The sequence below is a fragment of the Streptomyces sp. NBC_01197 genome (assembly GCF_036010505.1).
Taxonomy (GTDB): Bacteria; Actinomycetota; Actinomycetes; order Streptomycetales; family Streptomycetaceae; genus Streptomyces.
On record NZ_CP108569.1, the window covers coordinates 3,677,901 to 3,692,849 of the forward strand.

12 protein-coding genes are annotated in these 14,949 nt (G+C 71.2%); 9 read left to right on the forward strand and 3 right to left on the reverse strand.

Features of this window, described 5'->3' with window-relative positions; translation table 11 throughout:
• Position 1: 1 nt before the first annotated feature.
• Positions 2-1,165 carry a pyruvate dehydrogenase (acetyl-transferring) E1 component subunit alpha gene (gene pdhA, locus OG452_RS16730; protein WP_327296400.1) on the reverse strand — a complete coding sequence of 388 codons (1,164 nt, stop codon included), beginning with the start codon at positions 1,163-1,165 and terminating at the stop codon, positions 2-4.
• A gap of 329 nt (positions 1,166-1,494) precedes the next feature.
• On the opposite strand from pdhA, the gene OG452_RS16735 reads away from it, so the two are divergent.
• The 3 genes from OG452_RS16735 (at position 1,495) to OG452_RS16745 (ending at position 3,766) form a co-directional block, all read left to right on the forward strand.
• Complete coding sequence (locus tag OG452_RS16735) at positions 1,495-2,166, forward strand: response regulator transcription factor (protein ID WP_327296401.1); 672 nt, start codon at positions 1,495-1,497, stop codon at positions 2,164-2,166.
• 148 nt (positions 2,167-2,314) lie between these two features.
• The gene (locus OG452_RS16740) at positions 2,315-2,731 is read left to right on the forward strand and encodes a pyridoxamine 5'-phosphate oxidase family protein (RefSeq protein ID WP_327296402.1); all 417 of its coding nucleotides are present in this window, start codon (positions 2,315-2,317) and stop codon (positions 2,729-2,731) included.
• 15 nt (positions 2,732-2,746) lie between these two features.
• Positions 2,747-3,766: a phosphotransferase gene (locus OG452_RS16745; RefSeq protein ID WP_327296403.1), complete on the forward strand. Its 1,020-nt coding sequence runs from the start codon at positions 2,747-2,749 to the stop codon at positions 3,764-3,766.
• A gap of 73 nt (positions 3,767-3,839) precedes the next feature.
• Here the strand turns inward: OG452_RS16745 and OG452_RS16750 are convergent, their stop codons facing one another.
• A complete protein-coding gene (locus tag OG452_RS16750) occupies positions 3,840-5,522 on the reverse strand; it encodes a protein kinase domain-containing protein (RefSeq protein ID WP_327296404.1) in 1,683 nt (560 codons plus the stop codon).
• Between the two features lie 340 nt (positions 5,523-5,862).
• On the opposite strand from OG452_RS16750, the gene OG452_RS16755 reads away from it, so the two are divergent.
• The 6 genes from OG452_RS16755 to OG452_RS16780 all read left to right on the forward strand — a co-directional run bounded on the left by OG452_RS16755 (position 5,863) and on the right by OG452_RS16780 (position 13,814).
• Positions 5,863-7,533, forward strand: a complete 1,671-nt coding sequence (locus OG452_RS16755) for a protein kinase domain-containing protein (RefSeq protein ID WP_327296405.1) — start codon at positions 5,863-5,865, stop codon at positions 7,531-7,533.
• Between the two features lie 194 nt (positions 7,534-7,727).
• A complete protein-coding gene (locus OG452_RS16760) occupies positions 7,728-8,618 on the forward strand; it encodes a hypothetical protein (protein ID WP_327296406.1) in 891 nt (296 codons plus the stop codon).
• A 37-nt stretch (positions 8,619-8,655) separates the two neighbouring features.
• Positions 8,656-9,249 (forward strand): PadR family transcriptional regulator, encoded by a 594-nt coding sequence (locus OG452_RS16765; protein WP_327296407.1) that lies wholly within the window; start codon positions 8,656-8,658, stop codon positions 9,247-9,249.
• A gap of 300 nt (positions 9,250-9,549) precedes the next feature.
• On the forward strand, positions 9,550-10,290 hold the full coding sequence (locus OG452_RS16770; protein WP_327296408.1) for an ABC transporter ATP-binding protein: 741 nt from the start codon (positions 9,550-9,552) through the stop codon (positions 10,288-10,290).
• The gene (locus OG452_RS16775; protein ID WP_327296409.1) at positions 10,287-13,178 is read left to right on the forward strand and encodes an FtsX-like permease family protein; all 2,892 of its coding nucleotides are present in this window, start codon (positions 10,287-10,289) and stop codon (positions 13,176-13,178) included. The genes OG452_RS16770 and OG452_RS16775 overlap by 4 nt, the downstream gene beginning before the upstream one ends.
• Before the next feature lie 75 nt (positions 13,179-13,253).
• A complete protein-coding gene (locus OG452_RS16780) occupies positions 13,254-13,814 on the forward strand; it encodes a bacterial proteasome activator family protein (protein ID WP_327296410.1) in 561 nt (186 codons plus the stop codon).
• A gap of 153 nt (positions 13,815-13,967) precedes the next feature.
• Here the strand turns inward: OG452_RS16780 and OG452_RS16785 are convergent, their stop codons facing one another.
• Entirely contained in the window at positions 13,968-14,945 is a 978-nt protein-coding gene (locus OG452_RS16785) for an NAD(P)H-quinone oxidoreductase (protein ID WP_327296411.1), read from the reverse strand.
• Positions 14,946-14,949 lie beyond the last annotated feature (4 nt).

Below are 14,949 nucleotides of genomic sequence, written 5' to 3' on the forward strand. Positions count from 1 at the left end.
ATCAGTTGCCCTCCTCGTCGGAGTCCGCGAAGGACGCCTGGTAGGCGGCGAACTGCGCGCGCTCCTCGTCGACGAGCGCATGGCCGTCGGCGTGGGTGTTCTCGAACATGGCCAGCGAGTCCGGGTCGGGCATCGCCCGTACGGCCTCCCGCACCCGCTTGCCGAGCGTCTCGCTCTCGGTCTCCAGGCCGGTGAAGAACGCCTCGTCGGCGAACTTCTGCTTCTCCAGGTACGTCTTCAGCCGCTGGATCGGGTCCTTGGCCTCCCACGCCTGCCGCTCGTCGTCCGTGCGGTACTTGGTGGGGTCGTCGGACGTGGTGTGGGCGCCCATCCGGTAGGTGTACGCCTCGACGAGCGTGGGGCCCTCGCCCCGGCGAGCGCGCTCAAGCGCCGACTTGGTGACGGCCAGACAGGCCAGTACGTCGTTGCCGTCGACCCGGACACCGGGGAAGCCGAAGCCCTGGGCGCGCTGGTAGAGCGGCACCCGCATCTGCTTCTCGGTGGGCTCGGAGATCGCCCACTGGTTGTTCTGGCAGAAGAAGACCACCGGGGCGTTGTAGACCGCCGAGAAGGTGAACGCCTCGGCCACGTCGCCCTGGCTGGACGCGCCGTCACCGAAGTACGCGACGACCGCGGAGTCCGCGCCGTCCTTGACGATGCCCATCGCGTAACCGGTCGCGTGCAGCGTCTGCGAGCCGATGACGATGGTGTACAGGTGGAAATTGTTGCTGTTGGGGTCCCAGCCGCCGTGGTTCACGCCGCGGAACATGCCCAGCAGATTGGTCGGGTCGACGCCGCGGCACCACGCCACGCCGTGTTCCCGGTAGGTCGGGAAGACGTAGTCGTCGTCCCGCAGGGCCCGGCCCGATCCGATCTGGGCGGCCTCCTGGCCGAGCAGCGAGGCCCACAGGCCCAGCTCGCCCTGGCGCTGGAGTGAGGTGGCCTCGGCGTCGAAACGGCGGGTCAGGACCATGTCCCGGTACAGCCCGCGCAGCTCTTCTGGCGTGAGATCCACTTCGTACTCGGGGTGCTCGACCCGCTCGCCCTCGGGCGTCAGCAGCTGTACGAGCTGGGGCTCATCGGGCGCCTTGGGCGTCCGTGCGGCGCCGGCTCGCTTGCTGCTGCGTCGCGGCTTGCGCGTCGCGGCAGTGCTCTCCACGGTCACGTGCGTGCTCCTCCGTCGGTCCGGCCCCCGGGGTTGCCGGTAAGGCCAGTGCGGCTCGCCCGAATCCGGATCCCCCGCACGGGGTGGGTGCGATGCGAACCGGGAACAGGCGTGACAGGTGCCCCGGCGAGCACCCTCTGAAAAGGCACGTTACCCAGTGCGTCGCAGAACTGCGAAACCCCATTTGACCTGCGATTTTGCTTGGATTTCCAAGTAAATCGAGAAATGGGCGAACAATCACTGGTCACAGCCTTGCAGGCCGCCGGAACAGAGGCACGTTATACCGGGCACCCCGGGCACGGGAAGAGTTCGTATGGGAAACTGAATCCGTGCCCGAAGACGGAAAAATCAGCGTATTTCTCCTTGACGACCATGAAGTCGTGCGACGCGGAGTTCATGAGCTTCTGGTGATGGAGGACGACATCGAGATCGTCGGCGAGGCGGGTACCGCCGCCGACGCCCTCGCCAGGATCCCGGCCACCAGGCCCGATGTGGCGGTACTGGACGTCCGGCTGCCGGACGGCAGCGGAGTCGAGGTGTGCCGGGAGATCCGCTCGGCCGACGAGAACATCAAGTGCCTCATGCTCACCTCGTTCTCCGACGACGAGGCGCTCTTCGACGCGATCATGGCGGGCGCCTCCGGCTATGTACTGAAGGCGATCCGCGGGAGCGAGCTGCTTTCGGCCGTACGGGATGTCGCGGCCGGCAAGTCGCTGCTCGACCCGGTGGCCACGGCGCGCGTCCTGGAGCGGCTGCGCGACGGTGGCACCAGCAAAGGCGATGCCCGCCTCGCGAGCCTCACCGATCAGGAACGGAAGATTCTCGACCTGATCGGTGAGGGTCTGACCAACCGCGTCATCGGCGAACGACTGCATCTCGCCGAGAAGACGATCAAGAACTATGTCTCCAGCCTGCTCGCCAAACTGGGCATGGAGAGGCGCTCGCAGGCGGCCGCGTACGTGGCCCGGATCCAGGCCGGACAGGAGCGGGGCGAGCAGTGAGCCCCGGGGCGCGGGCGGCGACTGGCCGGCCTGGAATGGTTTGAAATGGCCCAGAACGGTTTGTTCGGCCTTATTCGGGACCTACGTCCTCAATCGTCGGGCAGCTGTCCCCTTACCGGCACGGCGTCCGGGGCGGACAGTGGAAGCCATGCCCATCGAGGAACAGCGCGCCATCGCCCTGCTCAGCAGGGTGTCGTACGGCCGAGTCGCCGCCAGTATGCGCGCGCTCCCCTTCCTGGCCATCGCCCGGCACATCGTCTCGGACGGCTGCGTCATCCTGCGGCTGCACGCGGGCCACGGGCACCACGAGGCCTGCGCGGGCAGCGTCGTCGCCTACGCGGCGGACAACCTTGCCTCCGGGGACGTACACCTCTGGTCGGTCCAGTTCACCGGAACCGCCGAGCTGACCGTCCCGGCCCCCGAAGAGATCGCACAGTTCGAAGCGGCCCCGGCCCGGGTGAACGGCGAGCCGTACGAAGCGGTCTATCTGCGTATCAGGCCGCGGTTCGCCACGCTGGACCGGATGGAGTACACCGCTCCGGAAACAGCCGCCGTCTCCCGGTGATCTAACATCTGGCGAGTGCCGCGCTCATATGCACCACCGCATGTCGCAACACCGCCTGTCGGGGAGCTGCTGCGCCGCTACCGGTCCACCGGTGATGCGCTCTCCTGCGAGCCCGTCGCCCAGGGGCTGCTCAACCGCGGCTACCGGCTCGCCACCACCCACGGCGACTACTTCCTCAAACACCACCTCGACGGCGACCCGGCCGCGATCAGCCGCCAGCACCGCGCCACCCAGCGCCTCCAGGTGCTCGGGGTCCCCGTCGCACCGCCGCTGGCCGACACGGACGGCGACACCGTCACGGTGATCGGCGGCCGCTGCTACGCGCTGCACCCCTGGATCGACGGGCGGCACCGGGAAGGTGCCCAGCTCAGCACGGCGTGCTCCCGGCGGCTCGGCGCGCTCCTCGGGCTGGTCCACACCGGTCTGGAACGGGTGATGGAGGCCGAGTCGGCGCCGCCCGAGCACGAGAGCGCCGACCCCGCCGACACCTTCGCGGTCATCGAGGAACTGCTCTCCAGGCTGGCCTGCCGGCAGTCCGGCCGCGACACCTTCGACGAACTGGCCGAACACCGGCTGCGCGAGCGCCGCCGCCTCCTGGAGCGCCATGCGCACCGGCGCCCGCCGCCGGGCACGGCGGGCGGCTGGGTGCACGGCGACTTCCATCCGCTGAACCTGCTGTACCGGGGCGCCGAACCGGCCGCGATCATCGACTGGGACCGGCTGGGCGTGAAGCCGCGCGCCGAGGAGGCGGTCAGAGCGGCGGTGATCTTCTTCGTGCAGCCCACGGGCGAGCTGGAGCTGGCGAAGGTACGGGCCTACGCGCGCGCGTACCGGCGGGCCGCTTCGGCGGGCCCCGCGGAGCTGGCCGCCGCGGTCCACCGGGTGTGGTGGGAGCGGCTCAACGACTTCTGGACGCTGCGCTGGCGCTACCAGCTGCACGACCGCAGGGCCGACCCGCTGTTTCCTGCGGCGTCGGCCCTGGTGGTGTGGTGGACCCGTGAGTACGAGGCGGTCCGCGAGGCGTTCTCGGGGTGAGGCCCCTGGCCGGGGGCTCCTGAGCTACCGGCCTTACGGTCCGTGCCGGGCTCAGCCGCGCCCCTTGCGGAGCTCAGTTGCCCGTCGCGCCGGCCGCCGCGTCGCCCGTGGTGGTCCCCGTCGCGCCGCCGGCCGTGCTAGCCCCGTCCGTGGTGGCGCCGCCCGCCGGGCTGCCCCCGCCGGCGGTCGTCGAACCGTCCGACGCACCGCCGTTGTCACTGCCGCCGTTGTCCGTGTTGCCGCCCGTGGACGAGGTACCGCCGTCCGACGACGTACCCCCGTTGTCGGTGCCGCCGTTCGTCTTGCCGCCGGTGGACGACGTACCGCCGTTCGTCGACGTACCGCCCGAGGTGGACGGGGAAGCGGGCGGGGGCGACGAGGGCGTGTGGTTGCTCGGGGTGTCCGAGGGGGTGCCCGAAGGCTGCTGGGTGTACTGGCCGCCGCTGGACGCGCCGGGGTCCGTGCTGGTGTCCGGCGAGGAGTCGTCCGACGGGGTGTCGCTCGGCTTGTCGACCTTGGAGTGGGAGGGCGCGGGCGACTTGTCGGTGGATGAACCACCGGAGCTTCCGCTGCCCGGCAGGCCCTGCGCGAGGACGATGCCCGCGCCGATGGCGACCACCGCGAGCACAGCGACCACCCAGATCCAGCCACGGCCGCCCCGGCTCCTGCCCCTGCCTCCGCCGTCGTACGAACCGTCGTCCGGGTTCATCGGCGGCAGGATCGGGCCCTGCGAGGTGTCACCGTGCTGCGGATGGCTGAGCGCCGTGGTGGCCGCTGTGCCCATCGCCGGGGTGGAGCCGCCCTCGTGCATCACGACCGGGCCGGTGTTCCACGTACCCGTGTGACCGCCCTGCTGCTGGAGCATCTGCAGCGAGTACGCGACCAGCGCCCGCATCTCCTCGGCGCTCTGGAACCGGTCGTCCGGGTCCTTCGCGAGGGACCGCATCACGAGCCCGTCGAGCTCCGGCGGCACCGCGTCCGACACCTGCGACGGCGGGACCGGCATGTCCTGAACGTGCTGGTAGACCACCGAGAGCGGGGTCTCCCCGGTGAACGGGGGCCGCATCGCGAGCAGTTCGTACAGCAGGCAGCCCGTCGCGTACAGGTCGGAGCGGTGGTCGACGGCCTTGCCGAGCGCCTGCTCGGGGGAGAGGTACTGGGGGGTGCCCATGACCATGCCGGTCTGGGTCATCGTCGACTGCGCGCCGTGCAGGGCGCGGGCGATACCGAAGTCCATCACCTTGACCGCGCCGCCGTCCGTGATGATCACGTTGGCGGGCTTGATGTCACGGTGCACGATGCCGTGCTGGTGCGAGTAGGCGAGCGCCTCCAGTACACCGGAGACGATGATCAGCGCCTGCTCGGGCGGCGGGGCCTCGGCGTTGATCAGCAGATCGCGGATGGTGCGGCCCTCGACCAGCTCCATCACGATGTAGGGGACGGTGTTGCCGCCCCAGTAGTCCTCGCCCGAGTCGTACACGGCGACCACGGCATGGTGGTTGAGGCCCGCGACCGACTGTGCCTCGCGGGTGAACCGGGCCTTGGAGACCGGGTCCTCGGCGAGGTCGGACCGGAGCAGCTTGACGGCGACGGTGCGGCCGAGCCGCACGTCCTCGGCTGCGAACACCTCGGCCATGCCGCCACGGCCGAGCCGGTGGGTCAGCCGGTAGCGGCCGTCGCCGACGAGTCCGCCGACGCCCCACGACTCCGGCACGTCCGACACCCCGCCGCCCTCTGCCTCGGATTCGGGTGCCATCAGTCCTCGCCGTCGTGTAGGTCCGCGTCAGCGGTGGTACGCGGGTGATGCTCGGGTGGTCCTCGCGGCCCAGTGCCACGCCACGCTACAGGCTCAGGGAGAGGGCCCGGTCCGGCAATGACCGGCTATCAAACCTGGAATCGCGTCGCCCATGCAAATCCTGCGCCCTTCCGGTAACGCTTGCGAGACGCTTCGTACGCGTACGGTCACGGAACGGGCCCCCTGGCTTGACGTGTCCGTGGCCTCGGGCAGACTTTGCCCCGTGGGGCCGGGGTCAGCAGGCCGTCACCGGATCAGTACGCGGAGCGCCGTATCAGTGCGCCATAGGGGGAGCCACGCCATGAGCCAGGACGGCGCGCAGGGGCGCTACGCGGGAGACTCGGTCGCCGGAGGGCGCTATCAGCTCCGTGACCTGCTCGGCGAGGGTGGTATGGCGTCGGTGTACCTGGCGTACGACCAGGCGCTGGACCGGCAGGTCGCCATCAAGACGCTCCACACGGAGCTGGGGCGCGAGCAGTCGTTCCGCGAGCGGTTCCGGCGTGAGGCGCAGGCGGTCGCCAAGCTGTCGCACACCAACATCGTCTCGGTCTTCGACACCGGCGAGGACACCCTCGGCGACGCCCTGATGCCGTACATCGTCATGGAGTACGTGGAGGGGCAGCCGCTCGGCTCCGTACTCCAGGCGGACATCGAGCAGCACGGCGCGATGCCGGCCGACAAGGCGCTGAAGATCACAGCCGATGTGCTGGCCGCGCTGGACACCAGCCATGAGATGGGCCTGGTCCACCGGGACATCAAGCCCGGCAACGTGATGATGACCAAGCGCAACATCGTGAAGGTCATGGACTTCGGCATCGCCCGCGCCATGCAGTCGGGCGTCACGTCGATGACGCAGACCGGCATGGTCGTGGGCACTCCGCAGTACCTCTCGCCCGAGCAGGCGCTGGGACGCGGGGTGGACGCGCGCTCCGACCTCTACTCGGTCGGCATCATGCTGTTCCAGCTGCTGACGGGCCGGCTGCCGTTCGACGCGGACTCACCGCTCGCGATCGCGTACGCGCATGTACAGGAGGAGCCGGTCGCTCCGTCCTCGATCAACCGCTCCATCACGCCGCCCGTCGACGCGCTGGTCGCCCGCGCGCTGAAGAAGAACCCGAACGAGCGGTTCCCGTCGGCCGAGTCCATGCGCGACGAGTGCCTGCGGGTCATGACGTCGGGGCACACCGGCGCCGCCCCGATGGTCGTCGGAGGCGCGGTGCCGAGCAGTGGCGCGGGCGTCGGCTCGGCGGTCTTCCCGCCGGTGGACTCCTCGATGCCGCAGAGCGGCCAGGTCCAGACGCCGTACCAGCCGGGCACGTACGGCACACCGGCCCCGGCGCCGGCGTACGGCTACCCGCAGCAGGGCGGCTACCAGACCCCGCCGCCGCAGAACGGCTACCAGACACCCGCCGCCCAGCCGTACGCCGCACAGCAGTACGGCGGGCAGACCCCGCCGCCGTACGGTGTGCAGCCGGCCGCTCCGTCCTCCCCGGCCCGGCAGGGCGGCTCCGGCGGCGCGCGGCGGACGCCGCTGCTCGTGGGCGCGGTCGTGGTGGCGCTGCTGGCGATCGGCGGGGTGGTGGCGGCGCTGCACTACAGCGGATCGGACAACAACAACGCGGGCAGCTCGACGGGCGCCGGCACCACGGACTCCACGGACTCCAGCACGTCGGCCAAGGCCGGACACAAGGGGCCCGAGCGGGACCGGACGATGGAGACCACGGAGTGCTCGGACGCGCAGCCCGGCGTCACGGACCCGAACAAGATCGAGCTGCCGGACTTCACCTACAAGGACATCCTGTCGGTGAAGGCGTGTGCCCAGGCGGCCGGCTGGCACATCACGACGAAGAAGGAGCCCAGCGGCCAGTGGGGCCAGGACGTCGTCCTCGACCAGTACCCGCTGGCGAAAACGGACGTCAGCCCCAAGGACCTCACCATCACGCTCGGGATCTCGACGGGCGACGCGAACTGACGCACCCGCTCCGGCCGACAGGCCCGGTACACCTGTCGGGCCCGGTACAGCTGTCAGGCCCAGTACACGTACGGCGTGTGCTGGGCCTTTTGCCGCTCCCGAGATGCCGGAATTGCACCGGGATGTGACGCTGGGTCCGTCGTTTCTTCTGCTTTCTGCTGCCGGTGGGCCCGGCGGGAATGAGGGGGCATCCAGTGATCGGTCTGGTGGCGCTTGCGGTGATGCTGTCCCCGGTCTCGGTGGGCACGGAGGTGCCGCCACCGGCAGTCGGCGTCACCGCCGGCCAGGGCACGTCCCCGGGTGCCGCTCCGAGCGACACGGCGAGCGCGGCCACGGCCCCAGCGGGTACGGCGGGGGGGCCGGACGGCGGAGCCGCCGACGAGGGCACGACCGGGATCACGGGCACGGCGGGCGACGCCGGCATGGCGGGCGACGCGGGCGACCCGGGCGGCTTGGGCAACGTGGGCGACTTGGGCGCGGAGACCGCCGGGACCGGCGGCGGCCCGGGCGCCGTCGGGCGGCCCGACGGCGAGGACACCGGGGGCGGCCGGGGCGGCGGCAGCAGGGACACCGGCAGCAGGGGCGGCAGCACGACGGGAGCAGACCTCGGCGCAGGCGGACCGAAACCTTCCGGATCCGCATCCGGCAGCACCTCCGCGCGCCCGTCACCTCGCGACTCACTGGCGGGCAGCCCCGCAGGTCAGGGCCGCCCAAGGCCGGGCAGGACCTCGGGCGCCTCGCTCTCCCCCTCCGGCGTACCGAGCCTCCCCGCCCGCCCGAGCGCCTCCGCCCATGTGGTCCACCCCTCCGTACCCATGCGGGCCCCCCACCCGCCGGCCGCCCGGCACCAGCACTCCTGGTCATCGGGCAACGACGAGCACACCGGGCGGGCAACGGATCCCGTCGCGCCGGACAGCCTGGCCCCCAGCGCCAAGGACATGGAAGCGGCAGGCAGGCACGCCACACCGCAGGCCGATTCCCGCGCGGCGGCACTTCCCCTGAAGGTGGGGGCAATGGGCGCCGGACTTGCCCTGATCGGTCTCGGCCTGGGCTTCCTGGGACTGCGGCTGCGCCGGGCGCAGTAGCTTGCGTCGATCGACATACTCGGTATACATACTGAGTATGTCGATCCGTCACGGGCTACTGGCCCTCCTGGAGCGTGGCCCCCGCTACGGCTCTCAGCTCCGTACCGAGTTCGAGTCCCGGACCGGTTCCACCTGGCCGCTCAACGTCGGGCAGGTCTACACGACGCTCGCGCGCCTGGAGCGCGACGGCATGGTGGTCCAGGACTCCGAGGACGGCGCGGGCCACGCGCTGTACGCCATCACCGACGAGGGCCGCGAGGAACTCCGCAGCTGGTACGAGGCCCCGGTCGACCGCACCAGCCCGGCCCGCGACGAGCTGGCCATCAAGCTGGCGATGGCCGTCGGGGCGCCCGGCGTGGACATCCGCGCGGTGATCCAGTCGCAGCGCCACCACACGGTGAAGGCGATGCAGGACTACACACGGCTGAAGGCGCAGGCTCTGAACACCGAACCGGCCAACCGCGACGAGGTCGCCTGGCTGCTCGTACTGGAACAGCTGATCTTCCAGGCGGAGGCCGAGGCGCGCTGGCTCGACCACTGCGAGTCCCGCCTGGTCCGCCTGGCGGCCGCGGCACAGACAGAGCCCGCCCCGGCCACAGCACGGAAATCCCGTACAAAGACCCGCCGCTGAGCCCTCGTTGACCGCCCGTTCGGGCACCCGCCGGGCCCGTTCGGGAACGCGGGGAGTCTGTTCGGGCACCTGCCAAGTCCGTTTGGAACGGGCAAGCCCGCTCGGGCACCCTCCGGGTCCGTCCAGGAAGGCAACAGGCCCGTTCGGGCACCGGACGGGCCTCGATCGGGCACCAGTCCCAGCACAACCGGGCATGCGCTCGTCCCGTCCAGCCACTTGCCCAGCCGGCGCGCACAACTGCCCGACTCCGCGGCTCACTTGCCACCCAGCCGACCGATCACCCGCACCCAGGGGGGACCCATGCCCGCACAGTCCAGCGCACCACCCGTACTGGAACTCAGGAACCTCACCCGTACCCACGGCACCGGAATAGCCGAGGTGCACGCCCTCCGCGGTGTGAACCTCACCGTCCGGGCGGGTGAACTCGTCGCCGTCATGGGCCCGTCGGGCTCCGGCAAGTCCACCCTGCTCACGCTGGCCGGCGGCCTGGACACCGCGACCACCGGGCAGGTGATCGTCGAGGGCCAGGACATCGCCACCCTCACCCGCAAACGGCTCGCAGCCCTGCGCCGCCGCAGCGTCGGCTACGTCTTCCAGGACTACAACCTCATCCCCGCGCTCACCGCCGCCGAGAACATCGCCCTGCCCCGCGAGCTGGACGGCATATCCGTACGCAAGGCCCGCAAGGAGGCCAGGGAGGCGCTCAGCGGGATGAAGCTGGCCGAGGTCGCCGACCGCTTCCCGGACGAGATGTCCGGCGGCCAGCAGCAGCGCGTGGCCATCGCCCGCGCCCTGGTCGGCGACCGGCGGCTCGTACTCGCCGACGAACCGACCGGCGCCCTGGACTCCGAGACCGGCGAAGCGGTACTGGCCTTGCTGCGTACCCGCTGCGACGGGGGCGCCGCCGGGGTCATGGTCACCCACGAACCCCGGTACGCGGCCTGGGCCGACCGGGTGGTGTTCCTGCGGGACGGTTCGGTCGTCGACCAGACTCTCAGTGCGGACGCCGATTCGCTGCTCGCAGCCGAGGGCGCCAAGTGAACGTGTTCACAGGCTGGCGCGCTGCCTTCCGTATCGCTCGCAGGGACGCACTGCGCGCCAAGGGCCGCAGCGCCCTGGTTGTCGCCATGATCGCGCTGCCGGTGCTGGGGGTCACGGCGGCGGACATCACGTACCGCAGTTCGGTCCCGACGCGGGCGGAGAAGCTGACCTCCGAGATGGGCGCGGCCGACGCGCTGTTCAGCGATGCGGGCATGGGCGGCGGCCCGATCGAGCAGATGCCGGCGGCCGACTCGTACCAGCAGGCCGACGCGGAGGGCAACGGCACATCCGGCGGGAAGACCGGTCAAGGGCAAGCCGGACAGCAGACCGCACCGCCGGACCTGAAAGCCGTGCTCCCCGAGGGGGCGCGCGCCATCACCCGGCAGACCGTGCTGTCGACCGTCACCACCAAGTACGGCATCAAGCCCACTGACGTCACCGAACTGGACACCTCGGACCCGCTGGTCAGCGGGATGATCAAGCTGGTGCGCGGCGCGTACCCGAAGACGGACAGCGACCTCGTCGCCAACGACGGCTTCCTCAAGTCGGCCGGGCTGCACGTCGGTTCGCACACCACAGTCCGGGGCGCCGACAAGACCTTCACGATCACCGGCGCCGTAGAGGTGCCCGCCAGTCTGAAGGACAGCTTCCTGTACGTGCGGCCGGGCGCCCTCATCAAGCCCTGGCAGCGGGCGGCCGCCGCCGACCACACCATCACGCCGCCCAGCCCCGGCCGCCTGTCCCTGTTCGTCAAGGCCGCCGGAGCCTCGGGGGTGAGCTGGCAGGACGTCCTCGCGGCCAACAAGCACGGCGTACTGGTCGAGTCCCGCAGCGTCGTTCTCAAGCCGCCGCCGGACGCCCAGGTCCCGATGGCGTCCCACATCGGCGGCACGGGGTCCGGCCACGGGCTCGAACTGACCGCGTCGCTCGCCACCGTCGTCGCCATGGCGATGCTGGAGATCGTGCTGCTGGCGGGCCCGGCCTTCGCGGTCGGTGCGCGCCGCTCGCGGCGCCAGCTCGGTCTGGTCGGCACCTGCGGCGGCGACCGGCGGCACATCCGCGCCGTGGTCCTCGCCGGGGGAGCGGTGCTGGGCGGAGCGGGCGCGGTCGCCGGTACCGCCGCGGGTGTCGCCCTGACGGTCGCGCTGCGCCCGGTGATCGAGGGGTGGTCGGGCAAGCGGTTCGGCAGCCTCGCGATCCACCCCGTGGATCTGGTGGGTATCGCGGCGATCGGCCTGGTCACCGGCGTACTGGCGGCGCTGGTGCCGGCCGTCGTGGCGGGCCGGCAGCCGGTCGTCGAATCCCTCACGGGCCGGCGCGGAGTGCGCCGCTCCTCACGGGTGATGCCGGTGCTCGGGACCGTCGCCATCGTGCTCGGGGGCGCCGTGGCCGTCGTCGGCGGGCTCAAGGGCCGTGCGGTACCCGTCGCCGCCGGCTCGGTCGTCGCCGAACTGGGGGTACTCGCCTGCATCCCGGTGATCGTGGGCTCGCTCGGCCGGCTGGGCCGCTTCCTCCCGCTCGCCCCGCGGCTCGCCCTGCGCGACGCGGCCCGCAACCGGGGCCGTACGGCACCCGCCGTCGCGGCGGTGATGGCCGCGGTCGCGGGCACCGTCGCCGTCGCCACGTACACCGCGAGCACCCGGGCGGAGCAGGCGTACAACGCCCATCTCTCGCTGCCGGCCAACGTCGTCGCGATCAACGCCGACACCTATTCGGAGCACGCGGACCCGGCGAGGGCGCTGGAACTGGCCCGCGGGCTCGCCCGGCGCGATCTGCCGGTGCGGGGCACGCCCGCGACCATCAGCCGGGTGTGGGCGGGCAGCGACTGCGACAAGTTCCCCAATGCGGACGCCGACGCCTGCGGCTCGTTCACCATGGCCAAGCCGAAGGCCAACATCTGCCCGCTGCAGGCGCCCGGCGGCAAGGACCTGGCGGCCAGGCTCTCCCCGGCCGGGCACAAGCGGCTGATGAACTCGCCGAAGTGCAAGGACGCGGAGTATGCCGACGACTACTTCGGCAATGAGTCGGAGATCGTCGTCGGCGACAGCGCGACACTGCGTGTCTACGCCGGTCTGAACGACCCGGCCGCCGCCAGGGCGCTGGCCGCCGGCACCCCCGTACTGCTCAACAACGCGTACGCCGGGCCGGACGGCAAGGTCACCCTGAAAGCCGTCCACCGCTACACCGCCGAGGACAGGGCGAACCGCGAACGGCACCCCGGAAAGGCCAGGACGACCGTCAGTCACCTCACGGTCTACCGGGCTGCCGCCCCGTACGCGGCCACCCCCGGGATCCGCATGATCATGCCGCAGACCGCCGCCGACCGCCTCGGACTGCACACGGGCCCGGTCTCCGCCGTCTACCGGGTCGCGCACCGGCCGACCGACGCGGAGAAGCAGCGCTTCGACGACGGGATGTCACAGGCCGGAAACGGTGCCTACCTCTGGCAGAACGAGCAGCCGGAGGGCAGCGACACCACCATGCTGATCCTCGCGCTGTTCTCGGGTGTGGTGACGCTGGGCGCGGCCGCCATCACCACGGGCCTGGCGAAGGCCGACGCGGAGGCCGACCTGACGACCCTGAGCGCGATCGGCGCCCCGCCCGGCGTACGGCGCACGCTCAGCGGCTTCCAGTGCGCGGTGGTCGCGGGAACGGGCGTGCTGCTCGGGACCGCGGCGGGTGCGATGCCCGCGGTCGCGGTGCGGCTCACCGACCTCAAGCGGGCGCTGGACCAGATGCGGGCGCACCCGATGGACTCCGCGTACACACCGATCGTGCTGCCGTGGGAGACCATCGGCATCCTCGCCGTGGCGGTACCGGTCCTGGCCGGTCTGCTGGCTGCGGGCTTCACCCGGTCACGTCTGGTCCTGGCCCGGCGGGCAGGCTGACGTGGCACACGCGGTGGATCAACCCGGATCGGGGGTACAACCCCTCATGGAGTACGTGTGCGAGACAATGGCGGCATGGAGATGCCGAGGAGTGAACGGTCGGAACAGCCGGAGGAGCACCCCAAGGTCCTCATCGTGGGACAGGACGGGATGGCGCTCGGCGGCGGGGCCGCCGGTGACGACGAGTCGCGCGAGGTCCCAGTGACAGAAATGGTGGAACAGCCCGCCAAGGTCATGCGCATCGGCAGCATGATCAAACAACTTCTGGAGGAGGTCAGGGCGGCCCCTCTCGACGAGGCGAGCCGGGTCCGGCTCAAGGACATCCACGCCTCGTCCGTAAAGGAGCTGGAGGACGGTCTGGCCCCTGAGCTGGTGGAGGAGCTGGAACGCCTCTCGCTGCCGTTCACCAACGAGGCCATCCCGTCGGAGGCGGAACTGCGCATCGCGCAGGCACAGTTGGTGGGCTGGCTGGAAGGTCTGTTCCATGGCATCCAGACGGCGCTGTTCGCGCAGCAGATGGCGGCGAGGGCCCAACTGGAACAGATGCGCCGGGCGCTTCCCCCGGGTGCGGGCGGCCAGGAGGAAGAGGACGCGGACGGCGGCCACGGAGCGATCCGCTCAGGCCCGTACCTCTGATCCGGTCCGCCTCTTCCGGTCCGCCTGATTCCCCCCTGTTTCTGAACCCCCTGTCCGCCTCTTTGGCCTTTCGCCGAACCGAACACCGACCGAGGCCCGGCCTCCCGCAGCAACACGCGGGGCCGGGCCTCGGTCGTTGTGCTTCTTCCGGCCCTACGCCTGCAGCAGGACCTTCCCCACGTGCACCCCGGAATCCAGCACCCGGTGCCCCTCCGCCGCGAGAGCCATCGGCAGCACCTGGTCCACCACGGGCCGCACCCGGCCGCCGGAAATCAGTGGCCAGACATGTTCACGGACCGCGGCGACGATCGCCGCCTTCTCTCCCAGCGGCCGTGCCCGCAACGACGTGGCCGTGACGGCGCCCCGCTTCCCCAGCAGTACCGCGAGGTTCAACTCGCCCTTCACACCGCCCTGCATACCGATCACCGCGAGCCGCCCGCTGGTCGCCAGCGCCTCCACGTTCCGGTCCAGGTACTTCGCGCCGACGATGTCGAGGATGACGTCGGCCCCGGCACCGCCGGTCGCCTTCCGGATCTCCTCGACGAAGTCCTGCTCGCGGTAGTTGATCAGTACGTCGGCGCCCAACTCCGCACAGCGGGCCAGTTTCTCGGGGCTGCCCGCCGTCACGGCGACCCGGGCCCCAACCGCCTTGCCCAGCTGGATCGCCATCGTGCCGATCCCGCTCGACCCGCCGTGCACCAGCAGCATCTCGCCGGGGCGCAGATGGGCGACCATGAACACGTTGGACCAGACGGTGCACGTGACTTCCGGCAGCCCCGCCGCCGTGACGAGATCGATCCCGTCCGGGACCGGCAGCAGCTGCCCCACCGGTACGGCGACTCTCTCCGCGTATCCGCCGCCGCTCAGCAGCGCACACACCTCGTCGCCGACGGCCCAGCCGGAGACCCCGGGTCCGAGGGCGGTGATCCGCCCGGAGCATTCCAGGCCGGGATACGGCGACGCCCCGGGGGGCGGGTTGTAGAAGCCCTGGCGTTGCAGCACATCGGCGCGGTTGACGGCGGACGCCACGACCTCGACGAGGACTTCGCCCTCGCCGGGGACGGGGTCGGGCACTTCGGCCCAGACAAGCGCCTCGGGACCGCCGGGTTCGGGGATCGTGATCGCATGCATGATC

Coding starts and splice junctions, on each gene's coding strand:
- OG452_RS16785 (WP_327296411.1), bottom strand. CDS start 14,945: ATGCATGCGATCACGATCCCCGAACCCGGCGGTCCCGAGGCGCTTGTC.
- OG452_RS16770 (WP_327296408.1), top strand. CDS start 9,550: ATGCCCGCACAGTCCAGCGCACCACCCGTACTGGAACTCAGGAACCTC.
- OG452_RS16755 (WP_327296405.1), top strand. CDS start 5,863: ATGAGCCAGGACGGCGCGCAGGGGCGCTACGCGGGAGACTCGGTCGCC.
- OG452_RS16740 (WP_327296402.1), top strand. CDS start 2,315: ATGCCCATCGAGGAACAGCGCGCCATCGCCCTGCTCAGCAGGGTGTCG.
- OG452_RS16750 (WP_327296404.1), bottom strand. CDS start 5,522: ATGGCACCCGAATCCGAGGCAGAGGGCGGCGGGGTGTCGGACGTGCCG.
- OG452_RS16765 (WP_327296407.1), top strand. CDS start 8,656: ATGTCGATCCGTCACGGGCTACTGGCCCTCCTGGAGCGTGGCCCCCGC.
- OG452_RS16780 (WP_327296410.1), top strand. CDS start 13,254: ATGGAGATGCCGAGGAGTGAACGGTCGGAACAGCCGGAGGAGCACCCC.